We start from the raw sequence: 20,548 nt of genomic DNA, 5'->3' as shown, positions 1-20,548 counted from the left end.
CTGATCAGAATTCCCGCCGAATTCGTACCCACAACATCTGCCGGTGCGGGGTCGGGTTCAGCCGGCGAGCACGGCCTCCATGGCACGCGACAGGTACCACGGGTCGACGACGGCGGTGAGCTCGCGGGCGGAGTGCATCGACAGGATGGCTGCGCCGACGTCGACCACGCGGATGCCCAGGCGGGTCGCGGTGATCGGACCCGTCGTCGAACCGCAGGGCACGACGTTGTTCGAGACGAACTCCTGGCTGGGCACGCCGGCAGCGGCGCAGGCGGCCTGCCAGCGTGCTGCGCCGTGGGCGTCGGTCGCGTACCGCTGGTTGGCGTTGATCTTGAGGATGGGGCCGCCGCCGGCGTGGGGGTGGTTGGCCGGGTCGTGCCGCTCCGGGTAGTTCGGGTGCACGGCGTGCCCGACGTCGGAGGACACGCACAGCGACGCCGCGAAGGCGCGCGCCCGCTCGTCCTCCGACGCGCCGAGGCCGGCCGAGACGCGACGCAGCACGTCCTCCAGGAACGGTCCCGCGGCGCCGGAGCGCGACCCGGAGCCGATCTCCTCGTGGTCGAACGCGGCGACGACGCCGATCCCGGCGAGGTCCTCGGTCGCGACGCCGAGCAGCGCGGTGATCGCCGCGTGCGTCGAGAGCTGGTTGTCCAGGCGCGGCGAGGCCCACAGCGCGGCACCGATGCCGAACGCGCGCGCGGGCTGCGTCTCGGCCAGCATGACGTCGTAGCCCAGCACGTCCGCGGCCTCGACGCCGTCGCCCGCCGCTGCGGCGAGCTCGGCCAGCACGTCGGCCTGCGAGACGTCCCCGAGGCCGACGACCGGCTGGGTGTGCCGCTGCTTGTCGAGCGTCAGCTCGTCGTTCGAGGAGCGGTCCAGGTGGATGGCGAGCTGCGGGATGCGCGCGATCGGGCCCGTGCGCACGAGGTGCTCGACGCCGTCGGCGGTGACGAGGCGCCCGGCGAGCTCCACCTCGCGGTCCAGCCACGAGTTCAGCAGGGGACCGCCGTACACCTCGACGCCGGCCTGCACCCAGCCGTCCCGGCCGGTGGTGGGCTTCGGCTTGAGCTTGAAGCCCGTCGAGTCCGTGTGCGTGCCCAGGATGATGAACGGCGTGGTCGCGCCTGCCGAGGCCGGGACGGCGAAGGCGACCACCGAGCCGTCGCGCACGACGACGTAGCGCCCGCCCGGTACGACGTCCCACGCCGCGGTCTCGTCCAGCCGGACGTAGCCGGCCGCCTCCGCGCGCCGGGCCACCTCCTCGGCGGCGTGGTACGACGAGGGCGAGGCGGCGACGAACGCCCCCAGGTCCTCGGTGTGGGCGCGGGCAGCTGCGGGGACGACGTCGGGCATGACCGTCATCTTTCCACGCGCGCCACCGTGCGGGGGCGGCGCCGGCTCGCCGCCGACGGGCGTCACTTGCCGCGTGGCGGCCCCACGTAGCCGTCGACGAACTGCTGCCAGGTGCCGTCATCGTCGATCGTGAGGCGCCAGCCCTCGTAGTCGGTCAGCGTGCCCGACAGCATGTCCTCGTACTCCTGCCCGGACAGCGCGCCGGCGTCCACCGCGTCCTGCCAGTGGGAGGCGGCCGAGTCGCAGCCTGCGGCCATGTGGGGCCAGCCGTACGCGTGCCGGACGCCGTCGTCGCCGTACGCCTCCACGAGGCACGGCTGCGTCCCGGACAACAGCCTCGCGAGGATCGCGTACACGTCGTCGTCCTCCTCGGCGGCCGGCAGCTCGAAGAGCTCGCGCGGCGACGACCCGTCCCAGTTCAGGTCGGGGCGGTCCGACGCCTCGGCGAGCGCGACGAGGGCATCGTCGTCGCAGGCCAGGGCGGCCGTGAACATCGCCATGACGGTGGTGCGCACGGGGCCGGGCAGGTCCGTCAGGTCCGGGTCCAGGACGTCGAGCCCCGTCGCCGAGCAGGTGCCCTTCGCCGCCACCCGGTCCTCGGCCGAGGCGATCGTCGCGCCGTCGTCGTCGAGGACGACGCGGAACCGTCCCGGCGAGACCACGACCGTCGACGTCCCGGCGTCCTGCGACCACAGCACTGCGAAGGCCCGCACGTGGTAGTCGCCGTCGGGCAGCCGGTGCGGGTAGGCCGTGGTGCCCTCCGCGACCCCGTCCGGGGCGCAGGACGACGTCGCGTAGTCCTCGGCATCCCGCGAGGTGTCCCCGGGCCGGAGGGTGACCGGCTCCTCCGTACGGTTGATCCCCAGGTCGACGACGCGCCCGTCCTGCACCCACATCAGGCTCGGCCCGAGGAGCACGGTGTCCGCCGGGGTGCCCTCCGCTCGCGTGACCAGGGTCGGCAGCGTGATCGTGGCGCCGTCGCCGTCCACCACGGACCCGCCGAGCGACATCGTCTCGGCGTCGACGACGAGACGGTAGCCCGACGGGCTGCGGGGGACGTCCCGCTCGGCCATGCCGCACGACAGGTCCGTCCCCTCGAGCCAGCTCGGCTGGTGCCCGGGCTGGATGGTGTCGACGGCGCGCGCCCCGGGCTTGCGCTGCGCGTCGCGGGCCGATCCGTCGGGCGACGACGGCGAGTTCGACGGCGTCGGGGTGGTCGCGGGCCCGGGCGCCGGCTGCGGGGAGTCGGGCAGCAGCGCGGCGCCGCCCAGCACGAGCCCGGCGGCGACGGCGAGCGTCGTCGCCCCGATCCCGGCCTGCTTGACGGTGCGACGGCGGCGGACGCGGCGGCGCACCGTACCGAGCATGTCGTCGAGCACGCCGTCCAGGCCCGGCGCCGCGGAACCCGCCCCCGCGAGCGCGTCCAGCCCGCGCCGCAGCGCCTCGTCGGTGCGGCCGTCGGCCCAGTCGTCCCGTGCGTGGTTCCCGGTCATCGTCCTGCCCTCCGCCCCGTCGTCATGCCCGTCACCGTGGCGCCGTCCTCGGCGTCGACCCGCAGCACGTCGCGCAGGGTCGCCGTCGCGTCGGACAGATAGCGCTTGACCGTGCCCTGTGCGAGGCCGAGCGCCTCGGCCACCTGCGGCACGGTGAGGTCCTCGAGGTAGCGCAGGACGACGCACGCCCGTTCGCGCGGCGTCAGCCTCCCCAGCGCGGCGGCGACGTCGGCCCGCGCCGTCGCGCCCGACGCCGCGCCGCGGACCCGGTCGTCGGTCGCCACCAGGTGGCGTGCGGACGACCAGCGCTTGCGGCGGCGGTGCTCGTCGAGGAAGAGGGTGAGGATCGCGCGGCGCACGTACGCCTCGCTCGTCCTGCCCTCGTCCAGGGCGTGCACCCCTGGCCGGTCCGCGGCGCCCCGGCGCAGCCGCGCGAACACCTTGACCAGTGCGTCCTGCACCAGGTCCTCCGCGAGCCGCTGGTCCCCGCACAGCACGTACGCGTAGCCCACCAGGGCCCGTCCTCGTGCCCGTGCGAGCTCCGCGAGCTCGTCCTCCCAGCGGCTCATGGTCCCCTCCCGTGCCGTCCTCACCCCTTCAGACGCTCGGGTGGCGCGGACCGTTGGGTCAGGATGCCATGCGGTTCGTGACGGCCGTCACATGTGGGTAGACTCCCCGCATCCCGCCGTCAACGGCGACGGCGGGACCTTCCCGACGGGCGGTCGCGCCGTCTCGCCGGGCGGAGGGGAAGCACGTCAAGGAGGACGGATGCTCACGTTCGGATCCAGCAGCATCGCGATCGTCGCCGTGATCGGGGTGATCGGGCTGGCCGCGCTCGGCTGCGCCGCCGCGTTGCGACGGCAGGTGCTCGCCGCGCCCGAGGGGACGCCCGCCATGCAGGAGATCGGGCGAGGCGTGCAGGAGGGGGCCTCGGCCTACCTCAACCGCCAGTTCCGCACGCTCGCCCTGTTCGCGGTCGTGGTGTTCGCGCTGCTGTTCCTGCTGCCGGGGGACGGCGGGGTCCGGGTGGGCCGGTCGATCGCGTTCCTCGTCGGCGCCGGGTTCTCCGCGGCGATCGGCTACCTGGGCATGTGGCTCGCCGTGCGCGCCAACGTGCGCGTCGCCTCGGCCGCGACCCGGCCGGACGGGCGGGCGGAGGGGGCGCGGATCGCGTTCCGCACCGGCGGCGTCGTGGGCATGTCCGTCGTGGGCCTCGGCCTGCTGGGCGCCGCGCTCGTCGTCCTCGTGTACCGCACCGACGCGCCGGCCGTGCTCGAGGGCTTCGGCTTCGGGGCCGCGCTGCTCGCGATGTTCATGCGCGTGGGCGGCGGCATCTTCACCAAGGCGGCCGACGTCGGCGCCGACCTCGTCGGCAAGGTCGAGCAGCACATCCCCGAGGACGACCCCCGCAACGCCGCGACCATCGCCGACAACGTGGGCGACAACGTGGGCGACTGCGCGGGCATGGCCGCCGACCTCTTCGAGTCGTACGCCGTCACCCTCGTCGCGGCGCTCATCCTGGGCCGCGCCGTGATGGGCGAGCAGGGTCTCGTCTTCCCCCTGATCGTCACCGCCATCGGTGCCTTCGTGGCCCTCCTCGGCGTGCTCGTGACCCGCGTGCGCGGCAGCGAGAACGGGCTGAAGGCGATCAACCGCGGCTTCTACCTGTCCGCCGTCGTCGGTGCACTGCTGGCCGCCGTCGCCGCCTTCGTCTACCTGCCGTCGTCGTTCGCCGAGCTCGCCGGCACCGCGGACATCGGCGACGTCACCGCCGACCCGCGCGTCGTCGCCTCGCTCGCCGTCGTCATCGGCGTCGTGCTCGCCGGCGTCATCCTGTGGATCACCGGGTACTTCACCGGCACGACGTCGAAGCCCACGCTGCACGTCGCGGCGACGTCCCGTACGGGCGCGGCCACCGTCGTGCTGTCGGGCATCGGGGTCGGCTTCGAGTCCGCCGTCTACACCGCCGGCGTCATCGCCGCCGCGATCTGCGGCACCTTCCTCCTCGCCGGGGGCTCGATCTGGCTGTCGCTCTTCCTCGTGGCGCTCGCCGGCTGCGGCCTGCTCACCACGGTCGGCGTCATCGTCGCGATGGACACCTTCGGCCCCGTGAGCGACAACGCGCAGGGCATCGCCGAGATGTCGGGCGACGTCGACGAGGAGGCCGCGCAGATCCTCACCGACCTCGACGCCGTCGGGAACACCACGAAGGCCATCACCAAGGGCATCGCGATCGCGACGGCCGTCCTCGCCGCGACGGCGCTGTTCGGCTCGTACGCCGACGCCGTGTCCGGCGCGCTGGGGGACGTGAAGGAGGTGGGCGCCGGGCTGGTGCCCGCGATGCTCAGCTTCGAGATCGTCTCGCCCGTCACGCTCGTCGGGGTGATCCTCGGTGCCGCGACCGTGTTCCTATTCTCGGGCCTCGCGATCGACGCCGTGACCCGCGCCGCCGGCGCGATCGTCTTCGAGGTGCGCCGCCAGTTCCGCGAGCACCCGGGGATCATGACGTACGAGGAGCGGCCCGAGTACGGCCGCGTCGTCGACATCTGCACCCGCGACTCGCTGCGCGAGCTCGCCACGCCCGGCCTGCTGGCCGCGTTCGCACCGATCGCCGTGGGCTTCGGCCTCGGCGTCGGCCCGCTCGCCGGCTTCCTCGCCGGCGCGATCGGCGCCGGCGTGCTGATGGCCGTGTTCCTCGCGAACTCCGGCGGCGCGTGGGACAACGCGAAGAAGATCGTCGAGGACGGCGCGTACGGCGGCAAGGGCTCCGAGGCGCACGACGCCACCGTCATCGGCGACACCGTCGGCGACCCGTTCAAGGACACCGCCGGCCCCGCGATCAACCCGCTCATCAAGGTGATGAACCTGGTGTCCGTGCTCATCGCGCCGGCCGTGGTGATGCTGAGCGTGCCCGCGGACGCGAACCAGGTGGTGCGCATCGTCATCGCCCTGGTCGCGGCGGCCGTCGCCTTCGGGGCGGTCATCATGTCCCGCCTGCGCGCCGCCCGCGTCGACCGCGAGCAGGCCGACGAGACCGCGAGCGTCCCCGCGAGGTAGTCGAAGAAACCGCGAGGTAGTTCAGGTCCCGGCGAGGTAGTTCACCGAACCGCGAGGTAGTTCAAAGCACCGCGAGGTAGTCCGGGTTCTCGCGAGGTAGTTGAGGGAACCGCGAGGTAGTTGGCTACCTCGCGGGTTCCTCGACTACCTCGCGGTTTCTTCGACTACCTCGCGGTGCTCGGAACTACCTCGCGGTGCTTGGAACTACCTCGCGGTGCTTGGAACTACCTCGCGGTGCTCTGGACTGCCTCGGCGGGTGGCTACTGGCCGGTGCGGCCGTCGATGCACTCGCGCAGGAGGTCGGCGTGGCCTGCGTGGCGCGCGTACTCCTCCACCAGGTGCTCCAGGACGTCACGGACGGGCAGCAGCTCGCCCCGGCGCTCGACGGTGCGGCCCATGTCGGCGTCGGTCTGGGTGGCGAGCCAGGCGTCGGCGTGCGCCGTCTCGCGCCGCCACGTGGTCCACGCCTCGTCGACGACGGCGGGGTCGGCGACGGCGCCGTCGAAGTCGGTGTCCGGGACCTCGTCGCAGTCGTACAGCGACGGCAGGTGGGCCTCGCCCTGCAGGACGCGGCAGAACCACGCGTGCTCGACCTTCGCCAGGTGTCGCACCAGGCCGAGCAGCGACAGGGTGGACGGCGGCACGGCGCGACGGGCGAGCTGTTCGGCGTCCAGCCCGTCGCACTTCATGACGATCGTGTGCCGGTACATCTTGAGGTAGGACCAGTGGGTCTCCAGCTCGCCCACCGGGTGCGCCCACTGCTCGCGGGGGTCGTCCTCGGGGTCCACCCACATGTCGGGGGACTGCCTCTGCGTGGTGTCGCTCATGCGCTCATCCGACCGTCGGGCGCGGGCCGGGGCAAGCGATTTCTCCGCAGCACGCCGGCGGTGACGGCCGAGCCGACGCACACGGCCGCCGCGATCCCGCACGCCCACCACAGCTGGCTCCGCAGCGGCACGAGGAGCGCGTCGACGATGTCGTCCACCGCCTCGCGGCCCGACGAGCTCACGTCCAGGCCCGCGACCACCGTCTGCGCCGCCTCCGGGAGCAGGACCAGGAGCAGCAGCATCGCCGCGGCGACCAGGCCGCCCGTGACGGCGAGCGTCCGCAGGTGGCGGCGCGGACGGGCGACGACGGCGGCCAGCACGGCGAGGAGGACGGTCGCCGGCAGCGCCCACGGCGTCCACCGGTCGAGCGTGGCGACCACGGACTGCGCGGTCGACAGGTCGTCCGAGGAGTAGAGGACGACGTCCGCGCCCGTCGTCGCGAAGCCCTCCGGGACGGGGAGGCCGCGGTCGCGCAGCGCCTGGCCGACGGACTCCAGGAACGGGTCCAGCGGCAGCGTCACCACGCCGTCGGCGGCGTCGACCACGTCGCTGTCCTCGCGCAGCACCGCCACCGTGGCGGCGTGCCCCTGCCGGCTCGCCTCCTCCCACGCGGGCGCGAACGCGTCCGACCGCACGAAGACGTCGGCCACCTCACCGATGACGGGCCGCAGCGCCCCGGCGAGGAGGCCCGAGTCGATCCCGCCGGCCACGGTGTCGGTCAGCGCCTCGGCGACGGCGTCCTGCGTGGTGACGTCGTCCGCCAGCGGCGCGGTCGCGGCCACGTAGGCGTCGGTGTCAAGGAGCGTGCCCTCCACGTACCGGGCCGGGACGGTCACCATCGCCGCCAGGACGGTCAGCGCGACGAGGACGCCGCTGAGGAAGCTCCGCATGGTGGCACGCTACGCGGCCGGACGGCGCGACGGCCCGGCACCGCGCGGTCCTGGCTAGAGGCCCGTGCGCCCGTCGATGCACTCGCGCAGCAGGTCGACGTGGCCCATGTGGCGGGCGTACTCCTCCAGCACGTGGAGCAGCACGTCGCGCGCCTCGACGGTGCCGCCGTCGTACGGCACCTCGCGGCTCATGTCCTCGCCGGCGAACCAGTCGTCGGCGACCTCGACGGCGCGGTGCCAGGCGTCCCAGGCCTCGTCGACGCAGGTGGCGTCGGGGAGGGCGCCGTCGAAGTCGACGTCGGGGTAGCCCGGGAGCTCGAACGGGCCCCGGTCGGAGGTGCCCTGCAGCACGCGGCGGAACCAGTGGTGCTCGACGTTCGCGAGGTGCCGCACCAGGCCGAGCAGCGACAGGGACGACGGCGGGACGGAGCGGCGCGCGAGCTGGCCCGCGTCGAGACCCTCGCACTTCATGACCAGCGTCATGCGGTACCGGCAGAGGTACTCCCAGAGCGTCTCCTTCTCGCCGACAGGGTCGACGCCTGTCGCTCGAGGATCGTTCTCGGGATGCACCCAGAGGCCGGGCGTGGTAGAGGTCACGCGCGTAATCTGGCCGAACGCCAGCCGCCGGTCAAGCGGCGCCCTCCCACCTGGGGCGACATACCGCCCGGGCGGCCTCCAGCGGTACCCTTCGCGACCATGAAGGCCAGCCGGACACGAGCGCGAGGGCTGCCGCGCGCCTGGTCGCGACCGGTGCCGGGCCCGTGGCGCCGGCGCTCGTCGCTCGCGGCCGCCGGCGCCGTGGCGCTGCTCGCCGGGCTGGGTGCCGGATTCGCGACGGGCCTCGTGCCGGGTTCCGGCGGCGACGCGCTGCCCGACGGTCCCGCCGACGCCTGCGGCGTGGTGCAGGCCGCGTGGTCGCGGTCGGCGAGCCTGCAGGTCGGGATGACGGTGGACGACCCGGAGTCGCTGCGGCACGGGTTCGTGGGCGCGCGCGACGCGCTCGCGGACGTGCGCCCTCCGGACGCCGTCGCGGAGGACTGGCGGACCGTGACGACCTACGTCGGGACGGTCGCGGACGCCGTCGAGAGCGCCGACGAGGACGACGTGGCAGCGGCGGTGGCCTCGGCGATCGCGACGCTGGACACGGACGCGATGACGCAGGCCTCCGACCGCATCACGACGTTCCTCAAGGACGACTGCGGGGCGGGGACGGCGGACGAGGGCGCCGGCTGACCCCGGGCAGCGGGCCCGACGGCGCGGGGCCTGCGGGAATTTCCGCGCGCGCCGACGGTGGTTCACCATAGGTGGATGCGCCGCGCCCGCCTCCAGCCACGTCAGCTCTCGATCGTCGTCGCGGGGATGCTCGTGACCGGCGCCGCGCTGGCGGCGTGCGGGCAGGCGGGCGGCGACGGTGCGGAGCCCGCTGCGGCCCCGGCCCCGGCGGTGTCGATCCCCGCCGACCTGAGCATGGGCATGGAGGGCGAGGGGTCGGGGTCGGCTCGCACGTCCCCGAGCCCGACGGGTGGCGCGAAGGACGACGCGGCGGCGGTCGACGCCGAACGGTGCACCGCGCTGCAGCAGGCCTGGTCGACCACGAACCGGGCGCTCGTCGACCTCAGCCCCGACCACCCGCGTGCGCTGGTGCAGAGCTTCCGGACGGCGGACCGTGCGATGGAGAAGGCGGAGCCGACGGAGGACGTCGCGACGGCGTGGGGCACCATGGCCGACTACCTGGGCAGCGCGGTGTCGGCGTTCGAGGACGTCGACGAGGACGACGCGAACGCGGTGAGCTCCGCGATGGCCGGCGCGATCACCGCGGACGACACCGCGGAGGCGACCTCGGCCGCGAAGGACATCACGCAGTACCTCTCGACGTCGTGCGCCGCCCGATGAGCGCGGCCGCGGGCGCCTCGACCCCTGTGCCCGGCGCGACGGAGGACGCCGCCCCGCTGGTGGGTGCCCTGCGGGCCGACCTCGAGTCCGCCGGCTACACGGTGGACGGCGTCGAGGAGGCGCTCGGCGAGGTCGCGTCGGCGGCGCTGCACCGCGAGCAGACCGTGCCGGCCCGGCGCGCCCTCGCGCGGTCGGTGACGCCCGCCCGTGCACCGCGGGCGGCCCTCGCCCGGCTGTTCCTGCTCGGCGACGACGTGTCGCGCGGCGAGCTGGACCGCGCGCTGCCCGGCCTCGGGACCTCGGGAGCCGTGCGTCTCGGGCTCGTGACCGCTGCCGGCGAGGGTGACGACGACGCCGTGCGCGCCGTCGTCGACCTGCGCCCGTACGCCGCCGTCGACGCCGCGGGCGAGGCGTCGTGGTGGCTCTCGAGCGACCTCGCCGAGCTCGCCACGGGCGGCCGCCTCGCGACGGACCACGTGCTCGGCGCCGGCGGGGCGTCCACGACGCTGGCGCAGGTCACGGCCCGGACGCCGGTCGGTCGGGTGCTCGACCTCGGCACGGGCTGCGGCATCCAGGCCCTGCACGCCGCGCGGCACGCCCGCGCGGTGGTCGGCACGGACCTCTCGCGCCGCGCCCTCAACTTCGCGCGCTTCAACCTCGCGCTCAACGCGCCGACGACGGGCCCCGCCGCGGCGGTCGAGCTGCGGCACGGGTCGATGCTGGAGCCGGTGGCCGGCGACCGCTTCGACCTCGTCGTGTCGAACCCGCCGTTCGTCATCACGCCGCACGCGGGCGCGGCCGGCCGGGCGGTGGCCGCGGCGCTGGGCGACTACGAGTACCGCGACGGGGGCCGGTCGGGCGACGACCTGGTGCGCGACCTCGTGCGGGACGTCGGGCAGGTGCTCGCCCCGGGCGGTGTGGCGCAGCTGCTGGGCAACTGGGAGCACCGTCGCGGCGAGCCGTGGTCGGAGCGCGTCGGTGAGTGGCTCGACGCCTCCGGCCTGGACGGCTGGGTGATCCAGCGCGAGGTGCTCGACCCGGCCGAGTACGCCGAGACGTGGATCCGCGACGGCGGCACGACGGCCGAGCGCGAGCCGGCCGCCTGGGCGGCCGCGTACGGGGCGTGGCTGGACGACTTCGCCGGCCGTGACGTCGAGGCCGTCGGGTTCGGCATCGTCACGCTGCGCCGGCCCGTCGACGGCGGGCGCCCGACGCTGCGTCGCCTGGAGGAGCACACCGGCTCGGTGCACCAGCCCCTCGGCGCGCACGTCGCGGCCTCGCTGGCGGCGCACGACTGGCTCGCCGCACGCGACGACGCCGCGCTCGCGCAGGCGCACCTCGTGGTCGCGGACGACGTCTCCGAGGAGCGGTTCCACACGCCCGGCCAGGCCGACCCGAACGTCGTCGTGGTCCGCCAGGGCGACGGGCTGGGCCGTGGCGTGCACGCGTCGACGGGCCTCGCGGCGTTCGTCGGGGTGTGCGACGGCGAGCTCGCCGTCGGTCAGATCGTCGGCGCGCTGGGGGCGCTGCTCGACGTCCCCGTGGACGACCTGCGGGCCGAGCTGCTGCCCGCCGTCCGCGGCCTGGTGCGCGACGGCTTCCTGCGCCCGGCAGGCTGAACCGTCCGGGCCCTGCGGCCCGGGGACGGGCCGGTGGGGAGCTCTCCCCACGCGCGGGGTACCCGCGGGCGGCGCGGGTCCGTCACCATGGGTCCATGCGCAACCGACAGACCATGACCCGTGCCATGACCCGTGCCACCGCCGTGGCTGCCAGCGCCCTGATCGCCCTCGGCCTCGCCGCGTGCAGCGGTGGGGGCGAGGAGGGCTCCGCGGACGACGGCGGCAGCGCCACCGCCGGGGAGCAGGCGACCCCGGAGGGCGCCACCGAGGAGACCCCGCAGGAGGAGGCCCCGCAGGAGGAGGCGGCGGCCGGCGACGGCGACGTCTGCTCGGCGTTCGCCGCCCTCACGGACGCCTCGTCCGCCATGAGCGACGTCGACCCGTCCGACCTGCAGCCCACGCTCGACAAGCTCGAGGACCTCACGACCACGCTCGAGGACGTCAGCGAGCCGCCCGCCGAGATCGCCGACGACTGGGCGACCCTCACGACCTCGTTCCGCACTGCGACCGACGGCATCGGCGCCGCGGTGCAGGACCCGACGGACGCCGACGCGCTGTCCCAGGTCAACGACGCGATGACCGCGATGACCGGCTCGGACTTCCAGGATGCCGCCCAGTCCGTCGCCACCTACGCGGGCGCGCACTGCTGACCACCGGCAGGGCCGACCACCGGGCGGCGCCGACCGCTCCGCGGGGCTGAGAGCCTCGCGGAGCGGAGCGCGCCCGCCCGGGTGTCAGCCGATGACCGTCAGCCGATGACCGTCAGCCGATGACGACGGCCGCCCGGGGGCGCCGGTACAGCCGCTGCCGGTCGCGCATCGCGAGGCCGGTGCCGAGGGTGATGGGTCCGAGCCGGCCCAGGAACATCAGGGCCACGAGGACCAGCTGGTGCCAGGCCTGCATGTCCGCGGTGATCCCCGTCGACAGGCCCGTGGTGCTGAAGGCGGACACCACCTCGTAGAGGACCTGGTCGAGCGTGAAGCTGCTGGTGGACAGCGTGATGGCCAGGGTCGGCAGGACGACGGCCGCCACCCCGATGAGCGCCACGGCGAGGGCCTGCCGCTGCGTGCCGGGCGCGAGCCGGCGGTCGAAGAGGGTGGCGTCGGGGTCGCCCCGCAGCTCGGACCAGATGGCGACGGCGAGGACGGCGAAGGTCGTGACCTTGATGCCGCCTGCCGTGCCGCCCGACCCGGCACCGACGAACATCAGCATGTCGGTGAAGAACCAGGTGCCGTTGTTGGCCTGCGACAGGTCCACCGAGTTGAAGCCGGCGGTGCGGGGCATGACCGCCTGCGTGAACGCCGCCAGCACCTTCGCGGCCGGGTCGAGCGGGCCGAACGTGCCGGGGTTGCCCCACTCCGCGGCGAGGAAGAACCCGGTGCCCACCACGAGCAGCACCGCTGTCATCAGCAGCGTGAGGCGGGTGTGCACGCTCCAGCGCGACAGGCGCCGCAGGTCCGTCGGCCCGTCGTGCGTGCGGCGGGTGCGGTGCAGCCGCCACAGCTCCAGGAGCACCGGGAAGCCGAGACCGCCCACGATGATCGCGGCACAGATCGGCAGGCACACCCACGGGTCGGCCACGAACGGCATGAGGTTCTCGCTGTAGATCGAGAACCCGGCGTTGTTGAAGGCTGACACGGCGTGGAACAGCCCCGACCAGACCGCGTGCCCGAGGGGCTCGTCGTAGGCGGTGGCGAACCTGGCCGCCAGGACGGTGCCCACGACGAGCTCGCTGACGACGGTGAACCGCAGCACGCCGAGGAGCACCCGCCGCACGTCGCCCATCCCGACGGAGCGCGTGGACTCGGTGGCCACGAGCCGGGTGCTCAGCCCGAGGTGCCGCGTCAGGAGCAGGCCGAGCAGGGAGGCGAGCGTCATGACGCCGAAGCCGCCCACCTGGATGAGCAGCAGGATCACGGCCTGCCCGAACGGGGTCCAGAAATGCTCGGTGTCGACGACGGCGAGGCCCGTCACGCAGGTCGCGGACGTCGCGGTGAACAGGGCCTCGACGAACCCGGCGCTGCGACCCGTCGCGCTGACGGGGAGGCTCAGGAGGGCGGTCCCGGCGCCGATCGTGGCGAGGAACGCGAGGGTGACCACCTGGGCGGGGCGGCGGCGGAGGCTGGCGGGGGAGGCGGACACCGACACGGGTCGGTGCCACGGGATCGTGCGCACGACCGCCCAGTGTGGCACCGCCCGGGGCGATGCCGCGCGTCAGTCGACGACGGGGCGCCCGCCGGGGGCGGCGAGCGCGGCCGCGAGGATCGCCTCGATCGCGAAGGCGGTCTCCTCCGCGAGGTCGACCGCGTCCGGCGCGAGCAGCCACTGCACCTGCAACCCGTCCATGACGCCGATGACGGCGCTGGCGGCCCGCCGCGCGCGGGCCTCGTCCAGCTCGACGCCCCGCTCCCGCGCCACCTGCAGCAGGGCCCGGGTGATCTCGCCGCGCAGCACCGCGAACCGCTCGGTCACCCAGGCCGCAGCGGGGTGGCCGTCGGTCACGGACTCGCCGGTCAGCACGGAGTAGGCCTGCACGATGCCGCGCCGGTCGGTGTTGATCCGCGCCGTGGTCATGAGGTGACGGAACAGGTCGAGGCCGCCGGGGATGTGCTTGCCCTCGAGGTGCTCCACGTCCACTCGGTCGCGGTACTCGAGCACCGCCCAGAGCAGCTTGTCCTTGCTGCCGAAGTGGTGCAGCACCCCGGCGTGGGTGATGCCCACCTGCTCGGCCACGTCCACGAGCGAGCCCGCGTGGTAGCCCTTCGAGCCGAACACGCGCGTCGCCGCGCCGAGGATCTCCTCGCGCCGCTCGGCCTTCGAGGGGCGGGTCCGCCGGGGCGCGCTGCCGTCTGCCATGGCGTCACCATACTGTGACCTTGCTCTACTTACTTACCTGTCAGTAACTGTGGTTCACTGGCGCCAGTCGACGCCGACCGGGACGAGGGAGTACCACCGCGTGTCATCGCAGACCGCCACCACCAGCACCGCCGCCGCCGCGCGGGTCGTCGCCCCCAGCGGCGCCGGCACGCGACGCGGCGACACCTCGATCCCCGAGCCGTCGGCAGCGACGATCGACGCGCTGGTCGACCGCCTGGACCTCGAGGAGAAGGTCGCCCTCGTCGTCGGCGCCTCCCTGTGGACCACCACCCCGGTCGAGCGTCTCGGCCTCGAGCCCGTCGTCATGTCCGACGGCCCCGTCGGCGTCCGCGACCCCCACCACGGCGGCACCTCCGCGATGCTGCCCGCGCCGTCGGCGCTCGCGGCGACGTGGGACGTCACGCTCGCCCGCCGCGCGGGTGCGCTGTTCGCGGCGGAGGCCCGCCGGCACGGGGTGGACATGGTCCTGGCGCCCCAGGTGAACCTGCAGCGCACGCCCGTGGGCGGGCGGCACTTCGAGTGCTACTCCGAGGACCCGCACCTCACCGCCGAGGTCGCCGTGGCCCTGGTGACCGCCGCGCAGGAGCGCGGGGTCGGCATGTGCGTCAAGCACTACGTGGCCAACGACTCCGAGACCGATCGCACCCGCTACGTCGCCCGGGTGGACGAGCGCGCCCTGCGCGAGGTCTACCTCGCGCCCTTCGAGCGGCTCGTGCGTGCCGGGGCCTGGAGCGTCATGGGCGCGTACAGCGGCGTCGACGACGGCCGCGTGGCGGCGCCCGCCCTCGAGCACCGTCCGCTGCTCACCGGCGTGCTCAAGGAGGAGTGGGGTTTCGACGGGCTGGTCGTGAGCGACTGGGTGGCCACGCAGTCGGTGGCCCCCGCCGTCCGCGGCGGCCTCGACCTCCAGATGCCCGGGCCGGACGGCCCGTGGGGCGACGGGCTGCTGGACGCGGTGTGCTCCGGAGCCGTCGACCCCGCCGACCTCGACGACAAGGTCCGCCGCGTCCTGCGCCTCGCGCACCGGGTGGGCCGGCTCCGGCTGCCCGGCGACGACGCGCAGCCCGCGGACCACGCCCCCGTGGACGCGGTGCCGCTGCTGCGCGAGCTCGTCGCGCGCTCCGTCGTCGTGCTCAAGGACGACGCCAGGCTGGTGCCGCTGGTCGACCCGGCGGCCGGCGGGGCCAACCCCGTGCGCGTCGCGCTGCTCGGCGCGCACGCCGTCGAGCCGTTCTTCCAGGGCGGGGGCTCGTCGTTCGTCGTGCCCGACCGCCTCACCTACCCGGCGGACGCGCTGCGCGACGCCTTGCCGGCGGGCTCCGTCGTGGACGTGGTCGCCGGGTCCCGGGTGCTGCGCAACCCGCCCGCGCTGGACCTGGCACGCTGCACCGACCCGGTCACCGGCGCCCCCGGGCTGCGGGTGGAGCTGCTGGACGCCGAGGGGACGGTGCGCCGCACCGAGACCCGCACGACGTGGGACGGCTGGTGCGCCGACGTCGGCCCCGACGACGTGACGCTGCGCCTCACCGCGCGGGTGCGCACGGACGAGCCCGGCACGCACGAGCTCGGGGTGGGGACCGTCGGTGTCCACCGGGTCCTCGTGGACGGGCGCCTCGCCTCCGCCGGCGACGCGCTGGCGCGCGAGGACGTCATCCTCGCCTCCGCGCACAACCACCCCGTCGCGGCGACCGTCGACGTCGAGGGCGGTGAGGACGGCGCCCTGCTCCAGGCAGACCTGCAGGTGGTGCACCCGGTGGGCTACGACCGGTTCGTACGCGGCGCGCTGGTGCACCGGCTGCCCGGCCCGTCCGCCGACGACGAGCTCGCGGCGGCCGCCGACGCCGCCCGCGCGGCGGACGTCGCCGTAGTCGTCGTGGGCACCACGCCCGAGGTCGAGTCCGAGGGCTACGACCGCGCCGACCTGGCGCTGCCCGGCACCCAGGACGAGCTGGTGCGACGTGTCCTCGCCGCCAACCCGCGCACCGTGGTGGTCGTCAACGCCGGCGCGCCCGTGCTGCTGCCCTGGTACGACGACGCCCCGGCCGTCCTGTGGGCGTGGCTCCCCGGCCAGGAGGCCGGCACCGGCCTCGCCGACGTGCTCACCGGGATCACCGAGCCGTCCGGGCGCCTGCCGTGGACGCTGCCCGCACGGGCCGAGGACGTCCCCGTCCCGGACGCCGTCCCCGTCGACGGCGTCGTCGACTACGCCGAGGGGCTCGACGTCGGCTACCGCGCCTGGGAGCGCCGGCTCGACACGGCCGGAGGGCCCGCGCCCGCCGCCCCGCTCGGGCACGGCCTCGGCTGGACCACGTGGGAGCACGAGTCCGCGGCCGTGCTGCCCGGCGGCGCCGCCGACGACGTCGTCGTGCGCGTGACCGTGAGGAACACGGGCGATCGCCCGGGCCGCGAGGTCGTGCAGGTCTACGTCGTGCCGCCCGCCGGCACCGCCGCGACCGACCCGGCCCGCCCCGTGCGCTGGCTCGGCGGCTTCGCCGTCGCCGACGCCGCACCCGGCGAGCGCGCCACCACCGACGTGCGCGTGCCCCGCCGCGCCCTCCAGACGTGGGACGCCGCCGCCGGCGGCTGGACCACCCCGCCCGGCACCTACCGGCTCGTCGTGAGCCGGTCGGTGCGCGACCCGCGGCTCGACGTCGACCTCGTGGTCGATCCCGGCACCGGCCCCCGTACCGGTCCCCACGCCGAGCCCGACAGCCAGCACTGACCACCCACCCCAACCGCCCCGCCGTCGGCGGGGCACGTGCAAGGAGGCACACCGTGAGAATCCGCAAGCTCAGCACGGCGGTCGTGAGCGCGGCGGTCGTCGCCCTGCTGGCCGCAGCCTGTGGCGGCGGCGGCACCGGCGACGGCGGTCCGTCCGCCTCGGCGGACGGGGTCGGCACCGAGACCCTGACGGTCGGCATGCCCAACGGCGTGCAGACGGAGAACCAGTCGCCGTTCGCCACCGGCTCGTCCGCGCTCTCGCTCGGCTACGCGTTCGTCATCTACGAGCCCCTCATGATGCGCAACCAGGCCAAGCCGTCCGAGGAGCCGAAGCCCTGGCTGGCCGAGAAGATCGAGTGGAACAAGGACTACACGCAGGCCGTCATCACGCCCCGGTCGGGCGTGACGTGGTCCGACGGCGAGGACTTCACCGCGAAGGACGTCGCGTTCTCCATCCAGCTGCGCATCGACAACGACGGCCTCAACGCCGCCGCCCTGCCGTACGACAAGGTCGAGACCGACGGGTCCACCGTGACCGTGTCGTTCACCGCGCCGCAGTACGTCAACCAGTCCAAGCTGTACGACCTGCTCATGGTGCCCGAGCACCTGTGGAAGGACGTCAAGGACCCGACGACCTACACCAACACCGAGCCCGTCGGCACCGGGCCGTACACGCTGAAGTCGTGGACGCCGCAGGCGGCGACCGTCGTCGCCCGCGACGACTACTGGGGCGGCCAGCCCAAGGTCCCGGAGATCCGGTACTCGTCGTACAACGACAACAACGCGCTCACCACGGCGCTCACCACCGGCGAGGCCCAGTGGGGCTGGACGTTCATCGCCGACTACGAGAACGTCTACATCGCCCAGGACCCGGAGCACTACCACCAGTACGCCGCCGCGGGCCTCGGCATCGACGCCCTCTTCCTCAACACCGAGAAGAAGCCGTTCGACGACGTCGCGTTCCGCAAGGCGCTCAACATGGTGATCGACCGCCAGGAGCTCGTGGACGTCGCGACGTCCGGCGTCAACCCGCCCCTGACCAACGCCACCGGCCTGCCGCTGCCCGCCGGCGAGGAGTTCCTCACCGACGCCTACGCGGACACCGACCTGGCCGTCGACGTCGACGGCGCCAAGGCGCTGCTCACCGACGCCGGCTACACCTGGGAGGGCGACAAGCTCGTCGACCCCGACGGCGAGAAGGTCACCTTCGAGCTCACCAACCCGGCGGGCTGGAACGACTACCTCACCGCGCTCGACCTCATCAAGAACGCCGCCGCCAAGCTCGGCGTCGACGCCACCGTCAACCCCGTCAACCAGGACGGCTGGTTCGCCGACGTCATCCCGCCGGGCGACTTCCAGGCCACCCTGCACTGGACCGACGGGGGCGCGACGCCGTGGGACATGTACGCCGACCAGTTCGACGGCGCGCAGTACAAGAAGCTCGGCGAGGCCGCGACGTGGAACTTCGGCCGCTTCCAGGACGACGACGCCACGAAGGCGTTCGCCGACTACGCGGCGGCGACCGACGACGCGACCCGCGCCGCCGCGATGGAGACCATCCAGAAGGTGTACGTCGAGCAGGTCCCGGCCATCCCGATCTGGTCGCGCCCCGCCACCGCGCAGTACTCCTCGCTGAACTACACGGGCTGGCCGTCCGAGGACGACCCGTACAACCAGCCGCAGCCGACGGGGGTCCAGGCCGCCCAGATCGTCATGAACCTGGAGCCCGCGTCCTGATGCCCGTGCAGACCACCTCCCCCGGGGCGCCCGCCGGCGCCCCGGGGGAGACCCCCCAGCCCGATCCCGGGGCGCCCGTGCTGGAGGCCGCCGGGATCACGAAGCACTACCCGGTCAAGGGCGGTCGCGGCACCCGCCGCGGCGCCGTCGTGCACGCCGTCGACGGCGTCGACCTCACGCTGCACCGCGGCCGCGTCGTCGCCCTCGTCGGCGAGTCCGGCTCCGGCAAGTCGACCGTGGCGCGGCTGCTCGCCCAGCTGCAGCCCCTCACCGCCGGGCGGCTGCTGCTCGGCGGCGAGGACGCGCAGGCCCGCGGGCGGCGCGCGTTCCGGCGCTACGTCCACCGCGTCCAGATGATCTTCCAGGACCCGTTCGCGTCCCTGAACCCCGTGCACCCCGTGCGGTACACGCTCACGCGCGCGCTGCGGATCCACCGCGGCCGGCTGCGCGGTCCGGAGCTGGAGCGCGCGCTCGGCGAGCTGCTCGAGCGCGTGCACCTCACGCCCGCCGCACGGTACGTGGACAAGTACCCGCACGAGCTCTCCGGCGGGCAGCGGCAGCGCATCGCCATCGCGCGGGCGCTCGCCGCGGACCCCGAGGTGCTGCTGGCCGACGAGCCCATCTCGATGCTCGACGTGTCCATCCGGCTCGGGATCCTCAACCTGCTCGCCGACCTGCGCGACCGCCTGCACCTGGCGATCCTCTACATCACGCACGACATCGCGTCGGCGCGGTACTTCGCCGACACCACCCTCGTCATGTACGCCGGGCGGATCGTCGAGTCGGGGGACAGCGAGTCGGTCACCCAGGACCCGAAGCACCCCTACACGCGGCTCCTCCTGGCGTCCGCGCCCGACCCCGAGGACCTGGCCGAGCGGCCCGCGGGCGCGGCGCGCGGCGAGCCGCCCAGCCTCGTCTCCCCGCCGAGCGGGTGCCGGTTCCACCCGCGCTGCCCGTTCGCCACCGACCTGTGCCGCACCGAGGCGCCGCCCCTGCTCGACGTCGGCCTCGGCCCGGCGGGCGAGCCGCGGCAGGCCGCCTGCTGGGGGTACTCCGACCGGGACGACGCCCCGGCGCTGACGACGACGGGGGTGGACGCATGAGGTTCGTGCTGCGCCGCGCGCTGTTCTACCTGTTCACCGCCTGGGCCGCGATCACGATCAACTTCTTCGTGCCCCGCCTCCTGCCGGGCGACCCGGTCACCGCCCTCATGGGGCGGATGCAGGGCCGCATCGACTCCAACGCGGAGGAGTCGCTGCGGGTGCTGTTCGGTCTCGACCAGGACATGTCGCTGTGGGACCAGTACGTGCACTACTGGCAGATGCTGCTGCACGGCGACCTGGGGCTGAGCTTCACGCACTTCCCGACCCCCGTGTCCGAGATCGTCGTGCAGGCGCTGCCCTGGACCGTGGGGCTGGTCGGCATCGCCACGATCATCGCGTTCTTCCTCGGCACCGCCGTGGGCACCGGGATCGGCTGGCGCCGCGGCACCTGGGCCGACTCCCTGCTGCCGATCACCACGTTCTTCTCGGCCGTGCCGTACTTCTGGCTGGGCCTCATCGCCATCGCCGTCTTCGCGGTGAACCTGGGCTGGTTCCCGTCCAACGGCAGCTACGACCGCGGCATGGTCCCGTCGCTCAGCTGGGACTTCGTCGGCTCGGTGATCTACTACGGCACCCTGCCCGCCCTGACCATCGTCGTGTCGTCGGTCTCCGGCTGGATCCTCGGGATGCGCAACATGATGGTCACCGTCTCCAGCGAGGACTTCGTCACCGTGGCGCACGCCAAGGGACTGCCGTCCCGGGCGGTCGTCGTCGGGTACGCCGCACGCAACGCCGTCCTGCCGCAGGTGTCGAGCTTCGCGCTCGCCCTCGGGTTCGTCGTGGGCGGCACGCTCGTGATGGAGATGGTGTTCAGCTACCAGGGCATCGGCTACACCCTCTACCAGGCGGTCTCCACCCACGACTACCCGCTGATGCAGGGCTGCTTCCTCGTCATCACGCTGTCCGTGCTGGTCGCCAACCTCGTGGCCGACCTGGCGTACGCGGCACTCGACCCCCGCACCCGGCAGGAGGGCTGAC

Annotated in this window: 17 protein-coding genes; 9 read left to right on the top strand and 8 right to left on the bottom strand. The window is 74.2% G+C overall.

The window, feature by feature from the left end:
* Positions 1-57: 57 nt before the first annotated feature.
* The 3 genes from ACFT55_RS01225 to ACFT55_RS01215 form a co-directional block, all read right to left on the bottom strand.
* On the bottom strand, positions 58-1,353 hold the full coding sequence (locus ACFT55_RS01225; RefSeq protein WP_380240642.1) for a M18 family aminopeptidase: 1,296 nt from the start codon (positions 1,351-1,353) through the stop codon (positions 58-60).
* A 62-nt stretch (positions 1,354-1,415) separates the two neighbouring features.
* Positions 1,416-2,846 (bottom strand): hypothetical protein, encoded by a 1,431-nt coding sequence (locus ACFT55_RS01220; protein WP_380240640.1) that lies wholly within the window; start codon positions 2,844-2,846, stop codon positions 1,416-1,418.
* On the bottom strand, positions 2,843-3,415 hold the full coding sequence (locus ACFT55_RS01215; protein WP_380240638.1) for a sigma-70 family RNA polymerase sigma factor: 573 nt from the start codon (positions 3,413-3,415) through the stop codon (positions 2,843-2,845). Before ACFT55_RS01215 ends, ACFT55_RS01220 begins: the two co-directional genes overlap by 4 nt.
* A 199-nt stretch (positions 3,416-3,614) precedes the next feature.
* On the opposite strand from ACFT55_RS01215, the gene ACFT55_RS01210 reads away from it, so the two are divergent.
* Positions 3,615-5,903 carry a sodium-translocating pyrophosphatase gene (locus ACFT55_RS01210; RefSeq protein WP_380240636.1) on the top strand — a complete coding sequence of 763 codons (2,289 nt, stop codon included), beginning with the start codon at positions 3,615-3,617 and terminating at the stop codon, positions 5,901-5,903.
* A gap of 260 nt (positions 5,904-6,163) precedes the next feature.
* Here ACFT55_RS01210 and ACFT55_RS01205 read toward each other — a convergent pair whose 3' ends face one another.
* The 3 genes from ACFT55_RS01205 to ACFT55_RS01195 are packed head-to-tail and all read right to left on the bottom strand — an operon-like array spanning position 6,164 to position 8,217.
* Positions 6,164-6,730: a DinB family protein gene (locus ACFT55_RS01205; RefSeq protein WP_380240634.1), complete on the bottom strand. Its 567-nt coding sequence runs from the start codon at positions 6,728-6,730 to the stop codon at positions 6,164-6,166.
* Positions 6,727-7,620: a hypothetical protein gene (locus ACFT55_RS01200; RefSeq protein ID WP_380240632.1), complete on the bottom strand. Its 894-nt coding sequence runs from the start codon at positions 7,618-7,620 to the stop codon at positions 6,727-6,729. The genes ACFT55_RS01205 and ACFT55_RS01200 overlap by 4 nt, the downstream gene beginning before the upstream one ends.
* Before the next feature lie 54 nt (positions 7,621-7,674).
* Positions 7,675-8,217, bottom strand: coding sequence for a DinB family protein (locus ACFT55_RS01195; RefSeq protein WP_380240630.1), 543 nt, complete (start codon positions 8,215-8,217; stop codon positions 7,675-7,677).
* 99 nt (positions 8,218-8,316) lie between these two features.
* On the opposite strand from ACFT55_RS01195, the gene ACFT55_RS01190 reads away from it, so the two are divergent.
* The 4 genes from ACFT55_RS01190 to ACFT55_RS01175 all read left to right on the top strand — a co-directional run bounded on the left by ACFT55_RS01190 (position 8,317) and on the right by ACFT55_RS01175 (position 11,782).
* Entirely contained in the window at positions 8,317-8,853 is a 537-nt protein-coding gene (locus ACFT55_RS01190; protein ID WP_380240628.1) for a hypothetical protein, read from the top strand.
* 75 nt (positions 8,854-8,928) lie between these two features.
* Complete coding sequence (locus tag ACFT55_RS01185; protein WP_380240626.1) at positions 8,929-9,513, top strand: hypothetical protein; 585 nt, start codon at positions 8,929-8,931, stop codon at positions 9,511-9,513.
* Positions 9,510-11,132, top strand: coding sequence for a methyltransferase (locus ACFT55_RS01180; RefSeq protein ID WP_380240697.1), 1,623 nt, complete (start codon positions 9,510-9,512; stop codon positions 11,130-11,132). The genes ACFT55_RS01185 and ACFT55_RS01180 overlap by 4 nt, the downstream gene beginning before the upstream one ends.
* Before the next feature lie 95 nt (positions 11,133-11,227).
* Positions 11,228-11,782, top strand: a complete 555-nt coding sequence (locus ACFT55_RS01175) for a hypothetical protein (RefSeq protein WP_380240624.1) — start codon at positions 11,228-11,230, stop codon at positions 11,780-11,782.
* A gap of 112 nt (positions 11,783-11,894) precedes the next feature.
* On the opposite strand, the gene ACFT55_RS01170 is transcribed toward ACFT55_RS01175, so the two are convergent.
* Positions 11,895-13,307 carry a TrkH family potassium uptake protein gene (locus tag ACFT55_RS01170; RefSeq protein WP_380240622.1) on the bottom strand — a complete coding sequence of 471 codons (1,413 nt, stop codon included), beginning with the start codon at positions 13,305-13,307 and terminating at the stop codon, positions 11,895-11,897.
* Positions 13,308-13,346: 39 nt separating this feature from the next.
* Positions 13,347-13,988: a TetR/AcrR family transcriptional regulator gene (locus ACFT55_RS01165; RefSeq protein WP_380240620.1), complete on the bottom strand. Its 642-nt coding sequence runs from the start codon at positions 13,986-13,988 to the stop codon at positions 13,347-13,349.
* A 100-nt stretch (positions 13,989-14,088) separates the two neighbouring features.
* Between ACFT55_RS01165 and ACFT55_RS01160 the strand changes: the two genes are divergently transcribed.
* Genes ACFT55_RS01160 through ACFT55_RS01145 form a run of 4 tightly spaced genes read left to right on the top strand, consistent with a single transcriptional unit; the run spans position 14,089 to position 20,547 of the window.
* Positions 14,089-16,731: a beta-glucosidase gene (locus ACFT55_RS01160; protein ID WP_380240618.1), complete on the top strand. Its 2,643-nt coding sequence runs from the start codon at positions 14,089-14,091 to the stop codon at positions 16,729-16,731.
* A gap of 53 nt (positions 16,732-16,784) precedes the next feature.
* Positions 16,785-18,467 (top strand): ABC transporter substrate-binding protein, encoded by a 1,683-nt coding sequence (locus ACFT55_RS01155; protein WP_380240616.1) that lies wholly within the window; start codon positions 16,785-16,787, stop codon positions 18,465-18,467.
* On the top strand, positions 18,467-19,570 hold the full coding sequence (locus ACFT55_RS01150; protein ID WP_380240614.1) for an ABC transporter ATP-binding protein: 1,104 nt from the start codon (positions 18,467-18,469) through the stop codon (positions 19,568-19,570). Before ACFT55_RS01155 ends, ACFT55_RS01150 begins: the two co-directional genes overlap by 1 nt.
* A complete protein-coding gene (locus ACFT55_RS01145) occupies positions 19,567-20,547 on the top strand; it encodes an ABC transporter permease (RefSeq protein WP_380240612.1) in 981 nt (326 codons plus the stop codon). The genes ACFT55_RS01150 and ACFT55_RS01145 overlap by 4 nt, the downstream gene beginning before the upstream one ends.
* Position 20,548 lies beyond the last annotated feature (1 nt).

Source organism: Isoptericola sp. NPDC057191 (genome assembly GCF_042670225.1).
GTDB lineage: Bacteria > Actinomycetota > Actinomycetes > Actinomycetales > Cellulomonadaceae > Isoptericola.
This window is presented reverse-complemented; position numbering and strand designations above follow the sequence as displayed.